The 20474-nt window shown below is 59.4% G+C and carries 20 protein-coding genes and 2 pseudogenes; 16 read left to right on the top strand and 6 right to left on the bottom strand.

The annotated features are described in order from the left end of the window. Positions 1-64: 64 nt before the first annotated feature. From HMPREF3096_RS02570 to HMPREF3096_RS30280, 5 genes and pseudogenes are all read right to left on the bottom strand, one after another. A complete protein-coding gene (locus HMPREF3096_RS02570) occupies positions 65-2107 on the bottom strand; it encodes a DUF262 domain-containing protein (RefSeq protein WP_070544277.1) in 2043 nt (680 codons plus the stop codon). Further along, positions 2100-3551: a DUF262 domain-containing protein gene (locus HMPREF3096_RS02565; protein WP_000443938.1), complete on the bottom strand. Its 1452-nt coding sequence runs from the start codon at positions 3549-3551 to the stop codon at positions 2100-2102. Before HMPREF3096_RS02565 ends, HMPREF3096_RS02570 begins: the two co-directional genes overlap by 8 nt. 24 nt (positions 3552-3575) lie before the next feature. Further along, positions 3576-4744 (bottom strand): IS3-like element ISEc52 family transposase gene (locus HMPREF3096_RS02560; RefSeq protein WP_094955524.1). Its coding sequence is split into 2 segments (ribosomal slippage): positions 3576-4495 and positions 4495-4744, totalling 1170 coding nucleotides; the frame shifts between segments, so codons are not numbered across the junction. Between the two features lie 227 nt (positions 4745-4971). Further along, positions 4972-5076, bottom strand: a pseudogene (locus HMPREF3096_RS30285) (transposase domain-containing protein); the annotation flags it as partial. Then, positions 5033-5296, bottom strand: a complete 264-nt coding sequence (locus tag HMPREF3096_RS30280) for a transposase (protein ID WP_004118209.1) — start codon at positions 5294-5296, stop codon at positions 5033-5035. The pseudogene HMPREF3096_RS30285 and the gene HMPREF3096_RS30280, both read right to left, overlap by 44 nt. Before the next feature lie 14 nt (positions 5297-5310). On the opposite strand from HMPREF3096_RS30280, the gene HMPREF3096_RS31285 reads away from it, so the two are divergent. From HMPREF3096_RS31285 to HMPREF3096_RS02470, 16 genes and pseudogenes are all read left to right on the top strand, one after another. Further along, entirely contained in the window at positions 5311-5574 is a 264-nt protein-coding gene (locus HMPREF3096_RS31285; protein ID WP_001295708.1) for a hypothetical protein, read from the top strand. Between the two features lie 193 nt (positions 5575-5767). Then, on the top strand, positions 5768-6049 hold the full coding sequence (locus HMPREF3096_RS02540; RefSeq protein ID WP_004118812.1) for a helix-turn-helix domain-containing protein: 282 nt from the start codon (positions 5768-5770) through the stop codon (positions 6047-6049). A 34-nt stretch (positions 6050-6083) separates the two neighbouring features. Beyond that, entirely contained in the window at positions 6084-6653 is a 570-nt protein-coding gene (gene hsp20 / locus HMPREF3096_RS02535; protein WP_004118809.1) for a small heat shock protein sHSP20, read from the top strand. 105 nt (positions 6654-6758) lie between these two features. Beyond that, positions 6759-9608 carry a heat shock survival AAA family ATPase ClpK gene (gene clpK / locus HMPREF3096_RS02530; protein ID WP_004118798.1) on the top strand — a complete coding sequence of 950 codons (2850 nt, stop codon included), beginning with the start codon at positions 6759-6761 and terminating at the stop codon, positions 9606-9608. A 230-nt stretch (positions 9609-9838) separates the two neighbouring features. Next, positions 9839-10475 (top strand): annotated as a pseudogene (locus HMPREF3096_RS02525) (ATP-dependent metallopeptidase FtsH/Yme1/Tma family protein); the annotation flags it as partial. Then, positions 10475-10666, top strand: coding sequence for a hypothetical protein (locus tag HMPREF3096_RS30270; RefSeq protein ID WP_004118789.1), 192 nt, complete (start codon positions 10475-10477; stop codon positions 10664-10666). The pseudogene HMPREF3096_RS02525 and the gene HMPREF3096_RS30270, both read left to right, overlap by 1 nt. Before the next feature lie 87 nt (positions 10667-10753). Next, positions 10754-11212 carry a small heat shock protein sHSP20-GI gene (hsp20-GI, locus tag HMPREF3096_RS02515; RefSeq protein ID WP_004118778.1) on the top strand — a complete coding sequence of 153 codons (459 nt, stop codon included), beginning with the start codon at positions 10754-10756 and terminating at the stop codon, positions 11210-11212. A 22-nt stretch (positions 11213-11234) separates the two neighbouring features. Next, a complete protein-coding gene (gene yfdX1, locus HMPREF3096_RS02510; RefSeq protein WP_070544274.1) occupies positions 11235-12149 on the top strand; it encodes a heat resistance protein YfdX1 in 915 nt (304 codons plus the stop codon). A 102-nt stretch (positions 12150-12251) separates the two neighbouring features. Continuing rightward, positions 12252-13139: a heat resistance protein YfdX2 gene (gene yfdX2 / locus HMPREF3096_RS02505; protein WP_013307890.1), complete on the top strand. Its 888-nt coding sequence runs from the start codon at positions 12252-12254 to the stop codon at positions 13137-13139. 89 nt (positions 13140-13228) lie between these two features. Then, positions 13229-13870 carry a heat resistance membrane protein HdeD-GI gene (hdeD-GI, locus tag HMPREF3096_RS02500; RefSeq protein WP_023329026.1) on the top strand — a complete coding sequence of 214 codons (642 nt, stop codon included), beginning with the start codon at positions 13229-13231 and terminating at the stop codon, positions 13868-13870. A 48-nt stretch (positions 13871-13918) separates the two neighbouring features. Continuing rightward, positions 13919-15064: a hypothetical protein gene (locus HMPREF3096_RS02495; protein ID WP_070544272.1), complete on the top strand. Its 1146-nt coding sequence runs from the start codon at positions 13919-13921 to the stop codon at positions 15062-15064. Beyond that, entirely contained in the window at positions 15054-15494 is a 441-nt protein-coding gene (gene trx-GI / locus HMPREF3096_RS02490; RefSeq protein ID WP_000786814.1) for a heat resistance system thioredoxin Trx-GI, read from the top strand. Before HMPREF3096_RS02495 ends, trx-GI begins: the two co-directional genes overlap by 11 nt. A gap of 3 nt (positions 15495-15497) precedes the next feature. Further along, on the top strand, positions 15498-17207 hold the full coding sequence (gene kefB-GI, locus HMPREF3096_RS02485; RefSeq protein WP_023326110.1) for a heat resistance system K+/H+ antiporter KefB-GI: 1710 nt from the start codon (positions 15498-15500) through the stop codon (positions 17205-17207). Between the two features lie 2 nt (positions 17208-17209). Further along, complete coding sequence (psiE-GI, locus tag HMPREF3096_RS02480; RefSeq protein WP_001514138.1) at positions 17210-17707, top strand: heat resistance protein PsiE-GI; 498 nt, start codon at positions 17210-17212, stop codon at positions 17705-17707. Then, positions 17685-18650, top strand: a complete 966-nt coding sequence (locus HMPREF3096_RS02475; protein ID WP_070544270.1) for a zinc metalloprotease HtpX — start codon at positions 17685-17687, stop codon at positions 18648-18650. The genes psiE-GI and HMPREF3096_RS02475 overlap by 23 nt, the downstream gene beginning before the upstream one ends. 24 nt (positions 18651-18674) lie before the next feature. Next, complete coding sequence (locus tag HMPREF3096_RS02470) at positions 18675-19826, top strand: S1C family serine protease (RefSeq protein WP_000323730.1); 1152 nt, start codon at positions 18675-18677, stop codon at positions 19824-19826. Positions 19827-20050: 224 nt separating this feature from the next. Here HMPREF3096_RS02470 and HMPREF3096_RS02465 read toward each other — a convergent pair. Further along, positions 20051-20474: IS5/IS1182 family transposase (locus HMPREF3096_RS02465; RefSeq protein ID WP_049190562.1), on the bottom strand; the 424-nt coding region annotated here is incomplete at its 5' end.

The raw sequence follows: 20474 nt of genomic DNA, 5'->3' as shown, positions 1-20474 counted from the left end.
TCATACAATCAACTTAACGCCCATTAGTTGATAGCAGCCAAATTTCATAAACAGATTCAATCCGTTATTGCTGAATTTGATTGGATAGTAAGACCTGCAACATATCTTGTTGATGCACAGCTATCTCATCTTCCAGCCAACGACCTTTATCTTTCATCAGCCGAATCATAGCAAGCAATTTAAGACTATCAGTCTGGTTATTGGCAAGGCTTGCTTCAAAGTGCTCCTGCTTCTGTTGCGGCTGGAAGTTACTCAAGCGCGAGTTCTTGCTGTGGCTGATAAGGCAAAGGTTGCCAAACGAATGGAGTGCACTCTGCTCAACCGGTTTATAGCCATCCATCGGATGCTGGGGTGAGAAGTGCTCCACCGAGCTGCGGAAAGTGAACTCAAAGGAGCCAGCAACTTTGTCGCTATTCCGATCTCGTACCCACAGCAGATAGTCGAGGAAGTTGAAGACAAAGTTGTTCTCGATATGACCGAAGCGAAGTTTGGATGTAATCACCTTGTGCCAACTCTCATCCACATTGATGGCGGGCAACAGGGCGTTATCAAGGTAGAGCATCTGGTAATAGGAAGCCCCTTCACCAGGCGCCAAAAAGCGCTGGAAGACAAAGCGGCGAGCCTGACTCTCCAGATAGGACAGATAAGCCCCGGCATCCACCGGTTGATCAGGGTGACAATTGTCGAACAGATATCTCAGTGCACCATTCAGCCAATGTTTGTAAACCAGGGTCGGGGTCGACACATGAAACGCCGACAGCAACATCAGGACCCGCCGGTTAACACCAGAGAAACCATTCTCATTTTCATCCTTGTCAAAGGTATTGATGTAACTGACGCTCTTTTCCGAATACCAGTGCAGCCGCTTCAGACTCCAACTATCCTTGCCATCGGCAAACTCGCGCTTGATGATGAACTGATCAAACAGATACTTGCTCTTTAACAGGCCATAGATAAAACGCTGAACTGCCGCTACTGGATCCGGTTGCCTTATCACTCGCAGCTCAAACTGATCGACCAGTTGTTTATCATCAAGCGGCACCCCCTCCGTATCACCCGGGTCGCGGCTCAGGAGTCGCAGCACATGGAGCAAGAAGTTGGAGAAGTTGATGACGCTGTTAAAGCGCTCGGAGCCTGCGCTCTCCTCCTCCACCGTCTGCTCACCATCAAGCTTGTCATCCTGCAAAATGGCCAACAAGGTGCGCCCTTGGCTACCGGCAGCTGCACGGCTTTTATCGGCAGCGTCGGCCGTGTTTGGGGATCCTAGCAGATCAAACAGATGGGCAAAATCACGGGGCACAAACTGACCCCAGTCGCTCTCACCAAACAGACGGTGGCGCTCTTGCGGGGTAAAGCCGTACTGGATATAGCGCTCCATATTGGCGCAGGCATCCCATACCCGGGTCAGGATATGAATACTTTGGCGACGATGCTCTTCCTCGGGTATCTGGTTCAGCGTCTCCATCAGCCGCGCCTTGATCACTTCATGCTTTTCCAACTGCTCGCCGCGATTGTTCATCGCCTCGAAGAAGTGATTGAGATCGGTATCCTTGGGTACTTCGATACGAGAGATCTGCACATGCTTGAAGAGGTAGTCGCAAAAGGTCGTCAGTTTAGCCCCTACCAAACCAAGATCCGCCATTGCCTTGCCAATCAGCTCAAAACCGTTCACCAAACCTTCATTGAAGGTACTCCCCCGCAAATCGTAGGGGGCAACACCCTGCCATAAGCGCTCGAAGGTATGGCTCGATATCGGGCGACTCTCAAAAGCGAGGTTGATGGTCTGATACCAGCTCATATCCACCGAATCTATCGCGTGATGTTTGAGCCAATTGGCCAGCAGAGAGAGGGTAGTAAAGCGCTGCTGGCCATCGATTACCTCGAAACTGCCATCGTCCCGGGCAAACACCACCAGGGTGCCGATATAGTAGGTTTGCGGCCCCTTACCACTGACCAATTTTTGCTGATAATCCAGCACATCCTGCAGCAGCTGGGTGATCTCTCCCTCACCCCAGGCATAGTTGCGCTGGTACATGGGCACCAGATAGCGGGCGCGATCTTCAAGCAGTGCACGAATGGAAAAGGGGCGAACGCCTGCATCATTCATAATATTTCATCTCCCGAAACAGCCCGACCAGCTCATCTTCGGCACCATTGCGATTGTTCTTGTTCTCTCGACTGCTCATGCTAGGCAAAGGGAAGCCGTGCAGATCTCCCGGCAGACGAGCATCACGAATGGCACGGATCAGATTGTGCTCCAGCACATAGTTATCCATGGTTGCCAACTGCACTACCTGCTGGCGGATGCGGCAGCGATAGGCCCAGATAAAGCACTTCTCGATGGCCAGTGACAGCCCTTGGCTGCCGAACTTGTCGATATAGAAGATCAGGGCGCAGTCGAACATGGCCCGCACATAACGATCCCCGGTGCGGTGGCGACGCTCGTAGCTGCCCAGTGTCGATAGCACCTTGCTGGCCATCGGTGTCAGCGTTTCGCCGAGCAGGGTGGCAGATTGCGCCTTGCCGGAATCAGACTCCTCGGCCACGATGGCGGCCACCCGCGTCTGGTAGTACTCGGCCATCTCGAAAAAGCGCCGACCATTGATGATCATCTGGTCGAGATGAAAGGGAAACGTCATGTACTGGCCGTCAATCTTGCGCTGGTACTGGCTGTTGTACTCATCGACAAAGTGGTGGGCGATGCGCAGCGACTCCACGTAAGGATAATGCCCTACCCGATCTAGGTTGACCCCCTTGAAGAGATCCACCTCCCCCTTGCCAAAGTAGCGGGCCGACTTGCCCTCGGCCCACTGGCGTACCCGATAGAGATAGAGGGCGAACAGATTGGCCAGCTCGTCGCTTGGCAGGCGCTCCCAATGGGCGACCGCCTCGGCCTTGAGATTGGCCTCATGACCGGCAAACTCGCGCAGGTGAAATGCCTTGAGCAGATCGTGAGGAGCCAGATCGCGCCCCCGGGCATTTTGCGAATCGAAGAACTGGAACGCCTCCGAGATATCCTGCAGTACAAAGCAGACCACCTGACAGCGGTTGAGCAGAAAGTCAATTTGCTGCTCGTCAAACTCAGGGCGGGCCACCAGCCGACGCAACTCCAGATAGTTGCGTCTGAGGTTGAACTCCGAATCCCGGCTGGGGAAGCGCTGGCGCTGCATAAACGCATCGATAGGTCCACGCAAGACCTGCAATTGCTCACGCAGATCCTGACGTTGAAACCGGATACTCTTCTCTTTGCCACTGCGATTTTCGTTATCCAGCACCTCGATCAGCGCCTTGACGGTCAACATCAGGGTCAGGGTGCGTTGCTGACCATCGACGATATCAAGCATCTCGCCCTGCTCACTATCGGTGTGCTGATGAAACACCACCGAGCCCAGCCGGTAGGCGCTCTTGTCCTGATGGGTTGCCAAATCGGTAAAGAGATCCGAGATATTCTTGGAGCCCCAGCGGTAAGGTCGCTGATAGCTTGGGATGGCCAGTTGGGGAATGGCCAGCAACTGGCGTACCGACTGCACTTGATTATTAATGCTCTCCATCATGCCTCCTGCGGTATGAAGTGGTCAACAAAAACTGGCCACCGCGTTAGAGTTTTTCCAGTATCGGTTTTCTGATTCGTTTGGCGGTAACCCACCATTATATTCGTGCGGTCTTAGTGCGCTGTAATATCCAACGATATAGTCCGTTATTGCGTGAGCTGCATCGCTGAAGCTTACATAGCCCGTCGCCGGCACCCATTCGTTCTTCAGACTCCTGAAGAAGCGCTCCATTGGGCTGTTATCCCAGCAGTTTCCACGCCGACTCATACTCTGCCTGATCCGGTATCGCCACAGTAACTGCCGGAACTGCCTGCTCGTATAATGGCTGCCTTGATCGCTGTGGAACATCACCCCGACGGGCTTACCACGGGTTTCCCATGCCATTTCCAGTGCTTTCATGGTGAGCCTGCTGTCCGGCGAGAACGACATGGCCCAGCCCACTGGTTTTCTTGCGAACAGGTCGAGAACAACGGCGAGGTACGCCCAGCGCTTACCCGTCCAGATATAGGTCACATCACCGCACCACACCTGATTTGGTTCCGTTACGGCGAACTGTCGCTCAAGATGATTCGGGATAGTAACGTGCTCATGACCGCCACGCTTATACCGGTGAGTCGGCTGCTGGCAACTGACCAGCCCCAGCTCTTTCATGAGTCTGCCAGCAAGCCAGCGCCCCATCTGGTAGCCTCTCTGGGTTGCCATTGTGGCGATGCTTCTTGCTCCGGCAGAGCCGTGGCTGATGCCATGCAGTTCAAGTACCTGACTGCGTAATACAGCCCGTCTGCCGTCTGGCTTTTCAGGACGGTTTTTCCAGTATTTGTAGCTGCTGCGATGAACCCCGAACACATGGCAGAAAGTGGCCACAGGATAACGCGCCCTGAGTTTCCCGATTATCGAGAACTGTTCAGGGAGTCTGACATCAAGAGCGCGGTAGCCTTTTTTAATATTTCATTTTCCATTTCAATACGTTGTAGCTTTTTCCTGAGCTCACGGATTTCAATTTGTTCCGGGGTAATGGGGGAGGCTTTTGGTGTTTTGCCCTGCCGTTCATCACGTAATTGTTTCACCCATCGCGTCATTGTGGAAAGGCCGACATCCATAGCGCTGGCTGCATCTGCCACGGTGTAGTTCTGGTCAACGACCAGTTGAGCGGATTCGCGTTTAAACTCTGCGCTGAAATTTCTTTTTTTCATTATGACACCTGTGTTGTTCTGAGGTGAGCATATCACCTCTGTTCAGGTGGCCAAATTCAGTAAACCACTTCAGGACGCCCCGGGTGATGCAAGTACTAGTTCGATGTGGTTTGCGACCATATATCCGGCGTCGTTAGTAGGTTCAATGACCTGCGCCATGATGTTATCCGAGCCCTGTTTCCTAATCACTACACCGGTATTTGATTACCCAGGTCAACTTCAGGCTGTTACAGGGACGGCAACCGTGTCAGCACATCCTTGAGATAGGCATACGGATCGTGCCCATTATTACGGGCCGACTGGATCAAACTCATGATCGCAGCAGCGCGCTTGAGTATGCGAACCCACGCCGAGCATTTGAGAAGGCAACGGGATGAACGCTGGCTGGATAGCCGTGGTTTTCTGGGTAGGCAGCCGAATCCATTTGTGGTCGAGGTTGGCATTGAGGCTGTAGCCCAAGGCGATGTTTGCGATGGAGGCACCGGGTTCAGAACACTCCTGAATGACCTGAGCCTTGAAAGATTTGCTGTAGGTACGGCGCTGAGGGCGCATGGAAAATCCGCTTGATGGGCCATGGCCTTCGGCGGCGGTGTCGGGAAGGTGTGTTGGCCGGACGGATACTGTTGAACTACGTTGTCTGGGGCAACGGAAGTGTTTCGGCCCGACTCTGGAACGCGATCCGCAGCGACGACTGGGCAATTCCGCACGTTGGCCTGAGCAGCCTCGGGGAAATCGTCGTCTGGGCGCGCCCAGACGAGTTTCCGCCAAGGAACATGCAGACGAGCAAGGGGCTGCGGGCACTCGGCTACAACGTGAGGATCGGTGTTTGATCGAGGCGCCTGTGGCACACGCAGGCTGACGAGCCAGGCGCTGTCCATTGCCTGAGCAGTTGACCTGCATCAATGGGGCGGGAGAACGCTGCACATTGACTCTTGAAGTTATTCATAGTAGGTCTAATATTACAAAGTATTGCAAGGATTTCCTTGGCCGGAACCGCAAAGCGACGCGATTGGAGAGGGTGAGATGAAAGCGCACCTACAGGTGATTTTCACGCTCGATGAATTGGCTGCGTACTTGAAAGTCGGCAAGCGGACGCTTTATCGGCTCGCCGCACACGGGGAAATTCCGGCTTTCAAGGTGGGCGGGACGTGGCGGCTTCGTCAAAGTGAAATCGATCAGTGCATCAATGATCAGACCCGAGCCGGAGCAAAGAAGGAGGTGATGCGCAAGCGTGAACAGCAGAAGTCATCCGAGCAGCCCGTGTCGCCTGGGCGCACTGCCCGTCACAGCAGGCAAAGGGCTTGAGTAACTCGTTTTCCAATTTTTCTGGAGGTATGACATGGACATCGATTTCAAGAAGTTGGCTCCCTGGAACTGGTTCAAGAACGAGCAGCAAGAGCAGCAGACCGTCTCTTCCCTGCCGGTGCAGCGCAATGACCTGCCAGCGGCGAGCGGGCCAGTCAGCCCGATCCTGCAACTGCATCGGGAAATCGACCGGCTGTTCGATGACGCATTCCGGGGCTTCGGTTTTCCGGCGTTGAACATGCCGCAGTGGCCATCCGATTGGTCGGGCATGCTGAAGCCGGCCCTGGACATCCAGGAAACCGACAAGCAGTACAAGATTACCCTGGAAGTGCCCGGTGTCGAGGAGAAGGACATCCAGATAACTCTCGACAACGACGTGCTGATGGTGCGTGGCGAGAAGCGCCAGGAACAGGAGAAGAAGGAAGGTGGCTTCCACCGTGTGGAGCGCTCCTACGGCAGCTTTCAGCGTGCCTTGAACCTGCCTGACGACGCCAACCAGGATTCGATCAAGGCATCGTTCAAGAACGGGGTGCTCACGGTCACGATCGACAAGCGCGAGGTCAGCGCGCCGAAGCAGGGACGCTCGATCCCGATCAACGGCTGACGTCGCCGGCTCGTTCGTCACAAGAAAAACCCGGCACGAGACGAGGAGTCGCGGCTCGCGATGCCTCGTCGCCTCAACCTTGTCAACCTTCTCAGGAGCATCAGCATGGCCAGAAAACAATGCCAGGTCTGCGGCCAACCCGCCACCGTGCGGGTGGAAGCCAATCTCAACGGTCGTAACAGCACCATGCTGTTGTGCGACGACCATTACCGGCAATTAGTGCGCCAGCAAAAGCGCACCGTTTCGCCGCTGGAAGCCTTGTTCGGCTCGCGCAGCGGCCTGTTCGAGGACTTCCTCGGCAGTGACTTCTTCCGCATCGGCGAAGACGCGACGCCAGTTGCCGCCGATACCGATGACGTGGTCGATGCCTCGTTTGGCGAGCCCGCCACCGCAGGTTCGGGTGCGCCGCGCCGTCGCGGCAGTGGGTTGGCCAGCCGCATCAGCGAACAGTCGGAAGCCTTGCTGCAGGAGGCCGCCAAACACGCTGCCGAATTTGGCCGCTCCGAGGTGGATACCGAACATCTGCTGCTGGCGCTGGCCGACAGCGACGTGGTCAAGACCATCCTGGGTCAGTTCAAGATCAAGGTCGATGACCTCAAGCGGCAGATCGAGTCTGAGGCCAAGCGCGGGGACAAGCCCTTCGAGGGCGAGATCGGCGTGTCGCCGCGCGTGAAGGATGCGCTCAGCCGCGCCTTCGTGGCCTCCAATGAACTCGGCCATTCTTATGTCGGTCCAGAGCATTTCCTGATCGGTCTGGCCGAGGAAGGCGAAGGGCTGGCCGCCAACCTGCTGCGCCGCTACGGCCTGACGCCGCAGGCGCTGCGCCAACAGGTCAGCAAGGTGGTCGGCAAGGGCGCCGAGGATGGCCGCGCTGAGACGCCGACCAACACGCCAGAACTCGACAAGTACTCGCGCGACCTGACCAAGATGGCGCGCGACGGCAAGCTCGACCCGGTGATCGGCCGCGCGCAGGAGATCGAAACCACCATCGAGGTGCTGGCCCGGCGCAAGAAGAACAACCCGGTGCTGATCGGCGAGCCGGGTGTGGGCAAGACCGCCATCGTCGAAGGGCTGGCGCAGCGCATGGTGGCGGGTGAAGTGCCCGAGACCTTGCGCGACAAGCGCCTGGTGGAACTCAACATCAACGCCATGGTGGCCGGCGCCAAATATCGCGGCGAGTTCGAGGAGCGCGTGCAGAAGGTGCTGAAGGAGGTGACCGAGCACCAGGGCGAGCTGATTTTGTTCATCGACGAGGTGCACACCATCGTCGGTGCCGGCCAGGGCGGTGGCGAAGGCGGGCTGGACGTGGCCAACGTGTTCAAACCGATGATGGCGCGCGGTGAACTCAACCTGATCGGCGCCACGACGCTGAACGAGTACCAGAAATACATCGAGAAGGATGCCGCACTGGAGCGGCGCTTCCAGCCGGTGACGGTGCCCGAGCCGACGGTGGCCCAGGCCATCATGATTCTGCGCGGCCTGCGCGACACCTTCGAGGCGCACCACAAGGTCAGCATCTCCGAGGACGCGATCATCGCGGCGGCCGAGTTGTCCGACCGCTACATCACGGCGCGCTTCCTGCCGGACAAGGCGATCGACCTGCTCGACCAGGCGGCCGCGCGCGTGAAGCTGTCGGCCACGGCCCGGCCGGTGGCCGTGCAGGAGCTGGAGTCCGAACTGCACCAGCTACGGCGTGAACAGGATTACGTGGCCGCGCGCAAGCAGTACGACCAGGCAGCCGAGCTCGGCAAGCGCATCGAAGCCAAGGAGGCCGAGCTCAAGAAGCTCGTCGAGGACTGGGAGCGGGAGCGGGCCTCCGGCAGTGCCGAGGTCAAGGCGGAACACGTGGCGCAGGTTGTCTCGCGCCTGACCGGCATCCCGGTCAACGAGTTGACGGTGGAAGAGCGCGAAAAGCTGCTGCACTTGGAACAACGGCTGCACGAGCGCCTGGTGGGACAAGACGAGGCGGTCCGTGCCGTGGCCGATGCCGTGCGGCTATCCCGCGCCGGCCTGCGCGAAGGCAGTAAACCGGTGGCTACCTTCCTGTTTCTGGGCCCGACCGGGGTGGGCAAGACCGAGCTCGCCAAGGCATTGGCCGAATCGATCTACGGCGATGAGCACGCCCTGTTGCGCATCGACATGTCGGAATATGGCGAACGCCATACCGTGGCGCGGCTGGTGGGCGCGCCTCCGGGCTATGTCGGTTACGACGAAGGCGGTCAGCTCACCGAGAAGGTGCGGCGCAAGCCCTACAGCGTGCTGCTGCTCGACGAGATCGAGAAGGCACACCCTGACGTCTACAACATCCTGCTGCAAGTGTTCGACGACGGTCGCCTCACCGACGGCAAGGGCCGGGTGGTGGATTTCACCAACACCATCATCATCGCCACGTCCAACCTGGGTTCGGACATCATCCAGCGACGGCTGAAGGCGCGTGAGGCGGCTGGCGAGGAGTACGAAAAGACCAAGGCCGAGGTCATGGACGTGCTGCGCGGCCACTTCCGGCCCGAGTTCCTCAACCGCATCGACGAGATCATCGTCTTCCATGCGCTGGGCAAGGAGGAGATCCGCCACATCGTCGGCCTGCAGCTCGATCGCGTGGCGCGCAGCGCCGCCAGCCAGGGCGTGACGCTCACTTTCGATCAGACGCTGATCGACCATTTCGCGGAAGAAGGCTACAAGCCCGAGTTCGGTGCGCGTGAACTCAAGCGCCTGATCCGCAGCGAGCTGGAAACTGCGCTGGCGCGCGAGATGCTCGGTGGCGGCATCGGCAAGGGCGATCACGCCAGCGCACGCTGGGACGACAAGGCCGAACGCGTGGTGTTCGAACGCAAAGAGCCACCGCAGACCCCGGCCGAGCCGGAGCAGCCGGATGTCGCGAAGGCGACCGAGACGCCTCACGGCGACGCTGGCAAAGACTCGAGCAAGAAGAAGTCGGCGAGCGACGCATCTTGATGGCGGGCGAGGCTGCCGTGTCCGACTCCATCAGCCTGGCATGGGCAGCCTCCCTGGCATCGATCGCGGTGGCGGTCGTCTACAAGCGTGATCCGCGGTCGGCCACGCCGTGGGGGCTGCTCATCAGCGGCGGCACTGCCCTCCCGCTCGCTGGCCATCCGTTTGCGTGACGGTGCGGCCCGTCTGTTCACCTGATCCTCTGGCAACTCGACTTTCGAGGAACACGGTCCATGGAAAAAAAGAATCAATGGAATACCGGCTACTGGATCGTTGCCCTCCTGCTGTTGCTGAGTTTGCAGAGCTACTGGCAGACGGCGAAAACCGTCGAGCCGGTGCCCTACAGCGAGTTCGAGAAGGCGCTGGACGAGGGGCGCGTGGCCGAAGTGCTGGTGTCGGATCGTACGGTGACCGGGCGCCTGAAGTCGCCGGACAGCCGGGGCAAGACGACGATCGTGGCAACGAGGGTCGAACCCGATCTTGCCGATCGCCTGTCGAAGTACGACGTACCCTATGCCCGCGTGTTGGAGAGCACCTGGCTGAGCGATGTGCTGTCGTGGATCCTGCCAGCGGTATCCTTCTTTGGCGTCTGGTTCTTCCTGTTCCGCCGCTTCGCCGAGAAGCAGGGCATGGGCGGGTTTCTCAACATCGGTAAGAGCCGCGCCAAGGTGTTCGTGGAAAAGAACACCGGTGTGACGTTCGCCGATGTGGCGGGGGGGGGATGAGGCCAAGGCGGAGCTGGTCGCGATCGTCGATTTCCTGAAGAATCCGCAGGACTATGGCCGTCTCGGGGCGCGCATTCCCAAGGGCGTGTTGCTGGTCGGCCCACCGGGCACCGGCAAGACATTGCTGGCCAAGGCTGTTGCCGGGTGGCCGAATCGACCCAGGCGCGCATCGATCAGGCTATCCGCGACATCGTGATGGGCGTGTTCGAGCGCGCCTACCGGATTCTCGACATCAACCGCGCGGTGCTGGAGCGCTGTGCGCGCGAGCTGCTGGCGCGGGAAACGCTCGACGAAAGCGATATCCGTCAATTGACTCAAGGACTTGTTCGGAACTGAAAACAGTAGTAGCTGCCATTCAGAGTAAACCGACGGCTCTGTTCAGTGCGTCATCCAATTCGTCGGCATTGTTCAAGGAGAACCGATATGTCTGCATTGACTCCGTGGGACCCCTTCCGGGAACTGGATGAATTGCAAAACCGCCTGGCGACGATGTCCGGACGAATACCCCAGCGACAGGGCGCCCGTACCGGCAACGAAGCCATGACCACGGCGGACTGGGCTCCAATGGCGGACATCAGCGAGGATGAGAACGCATTCCTCCTCAAGCTGGATCTGCCGGAGGTCCCCAAGGATGCCGTGCGCGTCAGCGCGGAAAACGGTGTGCTCACCATCAGCGGCGAGCGCAAACTGGAAAAAGAGGAGCAGGGCAAGAAGTTCCACCGCATCGAACGTGCCTATGGTCGCTTTGTGCGCAGCTTTGTCTTGCCTGACAACGTTGATCCGACCAAGGTGACGGCTTCCATGAAAGACGGCGTGCTGGAAGTGCGGCTTGTCAAGGCCGAGCAAGCCAAACCGAAACAGATTGAAATCTCAGTCAACTAACTTCAATCAAGAGCCCAAGATCATGAATATCAAACAGCCACAATACACCTTCTCCGCATTTGCCCTGGCGGTTGTCGTCGGACTGAGCGGACCGGCTCTGGCCCAATCGGCGGCAGGTTCTAGCCCAGGTGCTTCAGCACCCTCTGCCGCATCCAAGGCGGCACAGCCACAGGTAGATGACAAGGCCGCCCGGGAAGCCGATAAAAAGCGTGCCGAGCTCACTCAAGACGCCATCACGGCGCTCACCAAGACCCAGGAGGCTTTGACCCTCCTTGATGCAAACAAGACCAAGGAGGCGCTTGCTGCGCTGGAACTGGCCAGCGGAAAGCTGGAACTGGTATTGGCACGCGACGCCAAACTTGCTTTGGCGCCGGTCGATGTACGCGTCATCACCCACGATATCCACGCCAACGTGGAATCGGTAAAGAAAGCGGTCAAGTTGTCTCGGGAGTTGTTGGGTGATGGCGAGGTGCAAAAGGCCCGGCCCATCGTTGCCAATCTGGCCAGCGAAATCGTAATCCAAACCGACAACCTTCCGATGGCAACGTACCCGGCAGCGATCAAGTCGGCCGCACGGCTCATCGACAGCGGCAAGATCGACAACGCCAAAGCGGAACTCGCCCGAGCACTGAACACGCTGGTGGTGACCTCGGTCGCCTTTCCTCTGCCCGTGCTACGGGCCGAAGCCGCGATGGCAAAAGCTGAAAAGCTGGCCGAGACCGACAGGCGCGATGCCAAGCAGAACGAGGAGCTCAGCACCTTGCTGTCGTCCGTGCGCACGGAGATCGAGATGGCGCAGATCCTGGGTTATGGCAAGAAGGCGGACTTCAAACCCATCTTCGATCAGGTGAAGTCCATTGAGCAAAAGTCGGCTGGTGGCAAAAGCGGCAAGGGATGGTTCGACGAGTTGAAGACGCGCATCCAAAAGCTGTTTTGAGGTGATGAAGGGGCTGACTGCTCTGTCGGTCAGTCTCGCGATGTTCGCATTCAGCCCCAATAGATTCGCCTATTTTCACTATCTCATACGAGGCATATCACCATGAATGAGCAAACACCGAATCCCAATGCGACGAACGAAGGAAAAAACGAACAGGCCGCGGTAAGCAGCCTTCCTGTCAGTCCAGAGTCCAAGCCTGAAGTCGTCACGGAGGTACAGCCTGAGGTTCAGAAAGAAACGGACTCGCAGGCGGCAGACAAACGTAAACAAGTCCTCGATGAGGCAGTCTCGGCCTTGTCGCTGACCAAATCAGCGCTGGCCGCACTTGACGGCAAGGACACTGCACGCGCATTGGCAACGCTGGCCGAAGTGACGGGAAAGCTGGAGCTGATCGTCGCGCGCGAACCCACGCTCGCCCTGGCCGGCGTTGATGTGCGCACCATCGTGCACGACTTGTTCGCCAACACGGAAACCATTGAGGCGATGACCGACGAGGCGCTGGATGCCCTCAAACATGGCGAGGTGCAACAGGCTCGCCACGTGCTGGCTTTGCTGGCCAGTGAAATCGTGATCACGGTCACCAGCATCCCTTTGGCGTCCTATCCCGCAGCCGTGAAGGCAGTCGTGCCGCTGATCGATCAGGGCAAGATCGAAGAAGCCAAAGCCGCGCTGCAGTCAGCGCTCAGCACGCTGGTCGAGGAGCGCAGCGTGCTTCCGCTGCCCGTCCTGCGTGCGAAGCTGCTCCTGAAGCGCGCCGAGCCCCTGGTAGAAGATGGTCAGCGCAGCGAAGCATCCAATGAGCGCCTGGAGACATTGTTGAACGAAGCCCGGCAGCAGTTGGAAATGGCAGAACTGCTGGGCTATGGAAAAAGGAAGGACTTTGAGCCCCTGTACGCTGAACTCAAGAAAATCAAGGAAAAGACGGGAGGGGGAGGCTGCGGAAAAGGCTGGCTCGATGAAGTCAAGGCAAAACTGTCCAGGTTGTTCTGAAACCGCTGGAGAGGGGGCGCATAGCGCCCCCTCTCTTGTCCCATGAGTGTTTGATTTTTTATTTTGTATAGATCTTTAGGAGATATTGCATGAAAACAGACACCATCGCCAATTCCAATGCGGATGACCCCACCAAAGCACTGTGTTCGCTGAGCCAAAATTGGTGGCTTTTTGTGCTGCGCGGTGTCTTGGCATTGATTTTTGCAGCCCTCGCGTTCTGGATGCCACAATCGGCTCTGTTGGCCATGACCATCATGTTCGGCGCATTTTCCTTGGTCAATGGCGCGTTCAACTTGTTTGCAGCGGTGCGCCATATCCAGAAAAAAGAGCGCTGGGGCTGGCTGCTGTTCAGCGGCATTGTCGGCATACTTACGGGCGTCGTCGTCCTGGTTGCTCCTTGGGTCGCCACGATAGTCTTGGCTTCTTTTTTATGGGCTAGCGTGGGCTTCTGGGCGATTTTCACCGGTGTGCTGGAGATATCCGCCGCCGTTCGGCTGCGTCGGGAAATCAAGGGTGAAATCTGGCTTGCCCTCAGTGGACTGCTCTCGATTATCCTTGGTGCTATCGTCTTGTGGATATTTTTTACCCGTCCGGTCGAGTCATTCGTGGCCGCAGGCTGGCTGTTGGGTTTCCATGCGGCAGTCTATGGCGTCACGCTTTTGTTCTTGAGTTGGAGTCTTCGCAAACGCGCCTGGGGTAAGAGCGTGCCAAACCAAAATCTATGGATATGAGCATCCTCGATTCATGCCTCCATAGAAATGACATCGAAGGAGTCATACATGCAGATACAATATAGCTATCGAGCTATCGACAAAGAGTTTCATGAACCTTGGCAGAGAGCTTTGGGAAATGTGATCGAGCACGCCCTCAAGCCATTGCTCGACAAACACACTAAAGATTCAGCGCGACTTCAAATCGTCCTTGATCGCGACAAGATCAAGCGGCAATTTCTGGCCAGTGGCTATATGCACCTGCCCGGCAAAAAGATTGTCAGCGTTACTGCATCACATGACGAGCTGACGCCCCTCGCGCAGATGCTCGCACAGTCGTTGTTCCGTCAGGCCAAGAAGCATTTTGACCGACTGCATGCTCAGGATCAAATCAAGCGCAAAGCACGACGCGAGCGCTTGCGCGAGCTCAAGGTGCGGATTGCCGCAAAACCCGCATCAGCCGCCCATGAGGCCGAGGTGACCCGAATGCCTCTACTGTCGAAACTTGAGGCTGTCGCAAGGCGTGAGCTGGCTTATCTGCGGGCCGTCGGCGATTTACCGCGCGATTATCCGACGCTGCGCGACGTGGTGGATGAAGCGATTGTCCGAGCTAAGGTGGAATGGCAATCCGTGCCGGGGGAAAAAGAGGCTTACACCGGTCTTTTGAAGCATCTGTTCGCCGTCCTGGATAACGAAGTGGCAAGCAGCCGGCAATTTGGCGAATTCGTTTCTCTGGACGCGCCGGTCGAACCGGATGCCAAAGACGTGGCCGAGGCCATGGTGGAAGAGGAAATCTTCGAATTTTATCAGCACGATGACACACTCAAGCTGGCCGATATTTTCGCTGGCAGTCAGCATCCCGATGTCGCAACGATCGCGGAACAGGAGGAGCTGATTGATCGGTCGAGCGAGTTCGCTTTTGCATTTGACCTGCTGAAGGACATGCCGCGTTTGTGGCGGCGCATTTTTCTGCTTATCCGTGTGGACGGGCTGAATGCCAGCAGCGTCTCTGAAATCCTGCTGATTCCTAGTAAGGAAGATGCTGTCCGAAGGTGGCTCATGCAGGCCGAAGCATTCATCGCTGCTCATCTGGAAGAGGCCGGAGTAAGCAAAAACGGGAACGATTGGATCCAAGGCGTTGATTGGTCGGCATTGTCTGTGACCCGAAGCGAGGCAGCCTCACTGTGGTCCAAGGAGGCGAACCATGAAGAATGATCTTCACCTCGTCTGCCCGCATTGCCAGTCCATCAACCGCGTACCGACTGCGAAGCTATCGGAACATCCCAACTGTGGCCGCTGCCAGCAGCCCTTGTTCACGGGCGAGCCCATCGAGTTGACTACGGCGACGTTCTCGCGCCACGTGGAGCGCAGCGATCTGCCGCTGCTGGTCGATTTCTGGGCGCCATGGTGCGGGCCGTGCAAGATGATGGCGCCACAGTTCCAGCAAGCGGCGCACCAGCTCGAACCGAGGATCCGGCTGGCGAAGGTGAATACCGAGGCTGAGCCCCACCTGGCCGCGCAGTTCGGTATCCGCAGCATCCCGACGCTCGCCCTGTTCCAGGGTGGGCGGGAGATCGCCCGTCAGGCCGGCGCGATGGGCGCGCAGGACATCGTGCGCTGGACGTCGACGCAAGTGGGGCGCTGACCGATGCAGGGCTTGCTCGGCACTACGCTAATCCTGCTGGCGGCTTGCAGCCTGGCGGCGATGGCCACGGCGGCGTTCAGAGTGCCCGCCTTGCTGGGGTATCTCTCTGTCGGCGTTGTACTGGGCCCCTCAGTCATCGGCGTGATCGCGCCGGGGGAGACGCTGAGCTTTCTGTCCGAGCTGGGCGTGGCGCTGCTGTTGTTCATGGTCGGACTGGAATTCTCCCTCGGAGACTTCTGGCTCGCCCGCAGGACGGTGCTGATGGCGGGCGCTCTGCAGATGATCGCCGTGGCCCCGCCGCTGATCCTGCTATTGATGTGGCTGGGGCAGCCCGGCCAGAGCGCCGCGCTGCTCGGCACTGCGGCGGCCATGTCGTCCACGGCGCTGGTCAGCCGACAACTGGCCGACCAAGGCGAGCTCACCACCCGCCACGGACGCAGTGCCATCGCCGTGCTGGTCTTTCAGGACCTGGCCAGCGTGCCCCTGCTGGCCTTGCTGGCGATCTGGGCGCGCGGCGAGTCGCCGAAGATCGAGCATGTGCTGCTCGAAGTATTCGGTGTGCTGCTGCTGTTCGCGGCAGCGGCCCTCGTCTCGCGCCGTCTGTTGCATGGCCTGCTGGGCTGGGTGGCGCGGCGGGGCCACGAGGAATCGTTCGTGCTCGTCTCCTTGTGCGTGGTGGTGGCTGCCGCCGCTGCTGCGCACGCGGTCGGCGTATCCGCCGCCCTGGGGGCCTTCCTCGCCGGGATGGTGCTGGGCGAGAGCGACTTCCGGCACCACATGGAAAGCCACCTCAGGCCGTTTCGCGATGTGTTGTCGGGCGTGTTCTTCGTGACCATCGGCCTGCAACTGGACGCAGCACAGATTCTTTCGGCACCGCTGGCGGTGCTGGCGTGGCTGGTGGTGCTGGTACCGGTCAAGATCCTGCTCAATACGCTGGCCTTGCGGGCGACGCGCCTGTCCGCCCTCGATGCCTGGCGCACGGGCATAGCGTTGGGGCACGGCGGCGAGTTCGCCCTGCTGTTGTTGGGCACGGTCTTGCAGCAGCATCTGATCCCCGCGACCGTCGTCCAACCCATGCTGGTCGCGCTGGTGCTCAGCATGGCCCTGGCACCGCTACTGATCCGCCATCACGATGTACTTGCCCGGTTCTTGAGCCGCACCGGCGGCGTCATTCAGCCACCCCAGGCTGAAGAAGTCGAGATCGCCGCGCAGACGACGCGATATCGAGACCATGTCATCGTTTGCGGCGCGGGCGAGCTTGGCCTGACAGTCAGCGAGATTCTTCGCCACGCCGGCGTGGCGCATCTGCTGCTGGAGGCGGACGCGCAGAAGGTAGAGGCCGCGCGTGCCGCCGGCGCGCCGGTGTTCCATGGCGATGCCAGTCGGCCCGATACCTTGCTGGCTGCCGGCTTGACGCATGCGCACTTGGTGGTGCTAACGTTCGCCCATGCCCAGCAAGCGTTGCGCATCGCCCAGGCGATTGCCGAGCGCCGTCCGGCGCTAACCTTGTGGGTGTCATGCAGAAGTACGACCGCGGCCGATGCATTTCGCGCCATGCCTAACGTGCGCGTGTATCAGCAATCCTTTGCCGCAGCTATTGGGCTGGCGGAACAGGTGATGTCGACGCTTGGCATGTCGACCGAGTTGATTGAAGGACACATCAGCGCAATGCGCCGCCGTCTCGACAGCAGCCGTTTTCCAGGGAGTTCATAGTCATGAAATCAAAACGCCTTAACCCATTTCAGGTCTTGCGTGACCAATTGGCCATCATGAGTTTTTACGAGCGCTTCGAGCAGGTCGTCGCGCTCGTGCTGTCGGCGGTGATCGCCGTCATCATCATGGTGTCGCTGTTCCAGCTCATCTCCATCGTCTTCACGCTGCTGGTTCTCGATGCCTTCAATCCCCTGGACCACAAGGTATTCCAGAGCGTGTTCGGCATGATCATGACGCTCTTGATCGCGATGGAGTTCAAGCATTCCATCGTGCGCGTGGCGCTGCGTCGGGACAGCATCATCCAGGTTAAGACGGTGGTCCTGATCGCGGTGATCGCACTCTCCCGCAAGTTCGTGATCCTCGACTCCGACGCGAGCCCCGCAAAGATAGCCGCGCTGGCAGGCGCCACGCTGGCTCTGGGTGCGACCTACTGGCTGCTGCGCAAGCGCGGCGACCGCGCCGCCGAGACCTCTGAGCATGACCCGTCATCATCCGAGTGATCCGCGCACTGTGCTCTTGCAACACCGCTGGCTCAACCGCCTGCAGACCGGGCTGTTGGTCCTGACCCTGGTCGGGATCGCAGCCGCAGCAGGGAGACTGCCATTTGGGGAAGGCTGCCTGTGGCTCGCGCTGTTTGCCGTTGCAGGTGCGTTGCTGCTGGACCCGGTAGCCGCGTCGGCGCTGAGCTTGCGCCTGTACCGCGTACGGACCTTGCACCCGCAACAAGCCCACGAGATGTGGGCCCTGTTGCGCGAGCTGCCCGCCCGTGCCGGTTTGCCCGCCACGCCGGTGCCGCACTATGTGCCCAGTGCCGTCGTCAACGCCTTCGCCACCGGATCGAAGCAGGAGGCATCGATCGCCCTCACCGATGGTCTGCTGCGCAGCCTGAGCCCACGCGAGCTGGCGGGTGTGTTCGCGCACGAGGTCGCGCACATCGCTAATGAGGATCTGCGTGTCATGGGGCTGGCGGATTCCGTCAGTCGCCTCACGTGCCTACTGGCCCTTATGGGACAGATCGCGATCCTGCTCAGCCTGCCCGCGCTGCTGGTTAGCGCGGCGGAGGTCTATTGGCCTGGTCTATTGTTATTGGCCGCATCGCCCCAACTGGCCCTGCTCGCACAGCTCGGCTTGTCTCGCGTGCGTGAGTTCGACGCTGACCGCCTTGCGGCGGAACTGACTGGCGACCCGCAGGGGCTGGCGTCCGCGCTGGCGAAAATCGAGCGGGTCAGCCGCTCCTGGCGTGCCTGGCTATGGCCGGGATGGGGCAATCCCGAGCCCTCCTGCTTGCGCACGCGTCCGGCAACGCAAGAGCGCATCGCACGCCTGCTGACGTTGGCGCCTGGGCCAGCATCAGCGTTGCCACTCCGCGCGCCCCATTTTTTGCCGGAATCCGCTTTGGCGACGCGCCCACCGCGCTGGCGCCCGAGCGGGCTGTGGCGCTGATTGCCCATCAACAGGAGACGTCTCATGGCCTATCTCGACCCGTACCAACGCCCCGCGCCGGACCGCTTCGTCCGGCGCTGGCTCTTCATCACCGCCTGTATTGCCGCGCTCATGCTGCTGTGGCAGTTTCTGCCCGCCATCGAGGCCTGGTTCAGTCCGCGCGAGGCAGCAGAACGCACCGTGATGGCGCGTGGCGATCTGGCGGCGGACGAGAAAACCACCATCGAACTGTTCGAAAAATCACGCGCCTCGGTGGTCTACATCACCACCGCGCAATTAGTACGCGATGTCTGGACGCGCAACGTGTTCTCCGTGCCGCGCGGCACTGGCTCGGGCTTCATCTGGGACGACGCCGGCCACGTCGTCACCAACTTCCACGTCATCCAGGGCGCGTCCGAAGCCACCGTCAAACTGGCCGACGGCCGCGACTACCAGGCCGCGCTGGTGGGGACGAGCCCCGCGCACGACATCGCCGTGCTCAAGATCGGCGTCGGTTTCAAGCGCCCGCCGGCCGTGCCGGTCGGCACCAGTGCCGACCTCAAGGTGGGTCAGAAGGTGTTTGCTATCGGCAACCCCTTCGGCCTGGACTGGACGCTCACCACTGGTATCGTCTCCGCGCTCGACCGCTCGTTGCCGGGAGAAGCGGGCGGCCCGGCCATCGATCACCTGATCCAGACCGACGCCGCCATCAACCCCGGCAATTCCGGTGGCCCGCTGCTCGATTCGGCTGGGCGGCTGATCGGCATCAATACCGCCATCTACAGTCCGTCTGGCGCCTCGGCCGGCATAGGCTTTGCGGTGCCGGTCGATACCGTCATGCGCGTGGTGCCGCAACTCATAAAGACCGGCAAGTACATCCGTCCAGCGCTGGGCATCGAGGTGGATGAGCAGCTCAACACGCGTCTGCAGGCGCTGACCGGCAGTAAGGGCGTATTCGTATTGCGCGTGACGCCGGGCTCGGCGGCGCACAGGGCCGGGCTCGTCGGCGTCGAGGTCACCGCAGGCGGCATCGTGCCCGGCGATCGCGTTATCAGCATCGACGGTATCGCCGTTGACGACGTCACCACATTACAGGCCCGGCTAGACGACAAGAACGTTGGAGATGTTGTGGTCTTGTTAGTGGAGCGGGCCGGCAAGACTCGCGAGATGCTTGTGGAACTACAACCGGGAGTTTGATGGAAAGTGGGTCATGGATCTGCACAGCGAAGCAGCCAAGCGACTTCAGCCTTGCGCCGAACTACGAGCCCTAGCTAGGGATGGTCTGAAGTAGCCCTGTATTTCCGGCTGACTTCAGCCACTGCTGATTTTGAAAGCGGTGAACCGATCAAAAACGATCGGATCACTCGCTCATTTCGGTGCTTTCAGCCGTCGCGAGCACCTTGCGACGGCCATTTTCCGCATTACAGGCGCACCTCTCCTGCGCTTGCCAGCAAATGTCGGCGGGCCATCCATAGGTTCGACAGGGCAAACAGCGTCACCAGTTGTGCAGTGTTCTTCACCAGCCCTCGGAAACGTACCTTGGTGTAGCCGAACTGCCGCTTGATCACGCGAAACGGGGGCTCTACCTTCGCTCGCACTTGCGCCTTGGCCTTCTCGATCTTGCGCTTGGCTTTGTACAGGGCGCTGCGTTTATCGAGCATCTTGTAGGTGCTGCGGCGTGCTGCGACCTGCCAGATCACTTCTCGGTCGGCATGCTCGGAGCGCTTTTCGACGCCTGTGTAGCCGTCATCGGCGCAGACGACGTTCTCGTCGCCGTGCAGCAGTTTGTCGACCTGGGTGACATCCCCCCCTTCCCTTGTATCTAACAGTTTGTGGTGATTAGCT

This window comes from Klebsiella sp. HMSC25G12 (genome assembly GCF_001807705.1).
GTDB lineage: Bacteria > Pseudomonadota > Gammaproteobacteria > Enterobacterales > Enterobacteriaceae > Klebsiella > Klebsiella variicola.
This window is presented reverse-complemented; position numbering and strand designations above follow the sequence as displayed.

Bases quoted from the DNA above. Each gene is read 5' to 3' on its own strand.
- yfdX2 (WP_013307890.1), top strand. From the start codon at position 12,252: ATGAATGAGCAAACACCGAATCCCAATGCGACGAACGAAGGAAAAAAC.
- kefB-GI (WP_023326110.1), top strand. From the start codon at position 15,498: ATGCAGGGCTTGCTCGGCACTACGCTAATCCTGCTGGCGGCTTGCAGC.
- HMPREF3096_RS02570 (WP_070544277.1), bottom strand. From the start codon at position 2,107: ATGAATGATGCAGGCGTTCGCCCCTTTTCCATTCGTGCACTGCTTGAA.
- HMPREF3096_RS02475 (WP_070544270.1), top strand. From the start codon at position 17,685: ATGACCCGTCATCATCCGAGTGATCCGCGCACTGTGCTCTTGCAACAC.
- HMPREF3096_RS02540 (WP_004118812.1), top strand. From the start codon at position 5,768: ATGAAAGCGCACCTACAGGTGATTTTCACGCTCGATGAATTGGCTGCG.
- HMPREF3096_RS30280 (WP_004118209.1), bottom strand. From the start codon at position 5,296: ATGCGCCCTCAGCGCCGTACCTACAGCAAATCTTTCAAGGCTCAGGTC.
- hdeD-GI (WP_023329026.1), top strand. From the start codon at position 13,229: ATGAAAACAGACACCATCGCCAATTCCAATGCGGATGACCCCACCAAA.
- HMPREF3096_RS02495 (WP_070544272.1), top strand. From the start codon at position 13,919: ATGCAGATACAATATAGCTATCGAGCTATCGACAAAGAGTTTCATGAA.
- HMPREF3096_RS02565 (WP_000443938.1), bottom strand. From the start codon at position 3,551: ATGGAGAGCATTAATAATCAAGTGCAGTCGGTACGCCAGTTGCTGGCC.
- hsp20 (WP_004118809.1), top strand. From the start codon at position 6,084: ATGGACATCGATTTCAAGAAGTTGGCTCCCTGGAACTGGTTCAAGAAC.
- clpK (WP_004118798.1), top strand. From the start codon at position 6,759: ATGGCCAGAAAACAATGCCAGGTCTGCGGCCAACCCGCCACCGTGCGG.
- HMPREF3096_RS31285 (WP_001295708.1), top strand. From the start codon at position 5,311: ATGGGCCATGGCCTTCGGCGGCGGTGTCGGGAAGGTGTGTTGGCCGGA.
- yfdX1 (WP_070544274.1), top strand. From the start codon at position 11,235: ATGAATATCAAACAGCCACAATACACCTTCTCCGCATTTGCCCTGGCG.
- HMPREF3096_RS02470 (WP_000323730.1), top strand. From the start codon at position 18,675: ATGGCCTATCTCGACCCGTACCAACGCCCCGCGCCGGACCGCTTCGTC.
- hsp20-GI (WP_004118778.1), top strand. From the start codon at position 10,754: ATGTCTGCATTGACTCCGTGGGACCCCTTCCGGGAACTGGATGAATTG.
- psiE-GI (WP_001514138.1), top strand. From the start codon at position 17,210: ATGAAATCAAAACGCCTTAACCCATTTCAGGTCTTGCGTGACCAATTG.
- trx-GI (WP_000786814.1), top strand. From the start codon at position 15,054: ATGAAGAATGATCTTCACCTCGTCTGCCCGCATTGCCAGTCCATCAAC.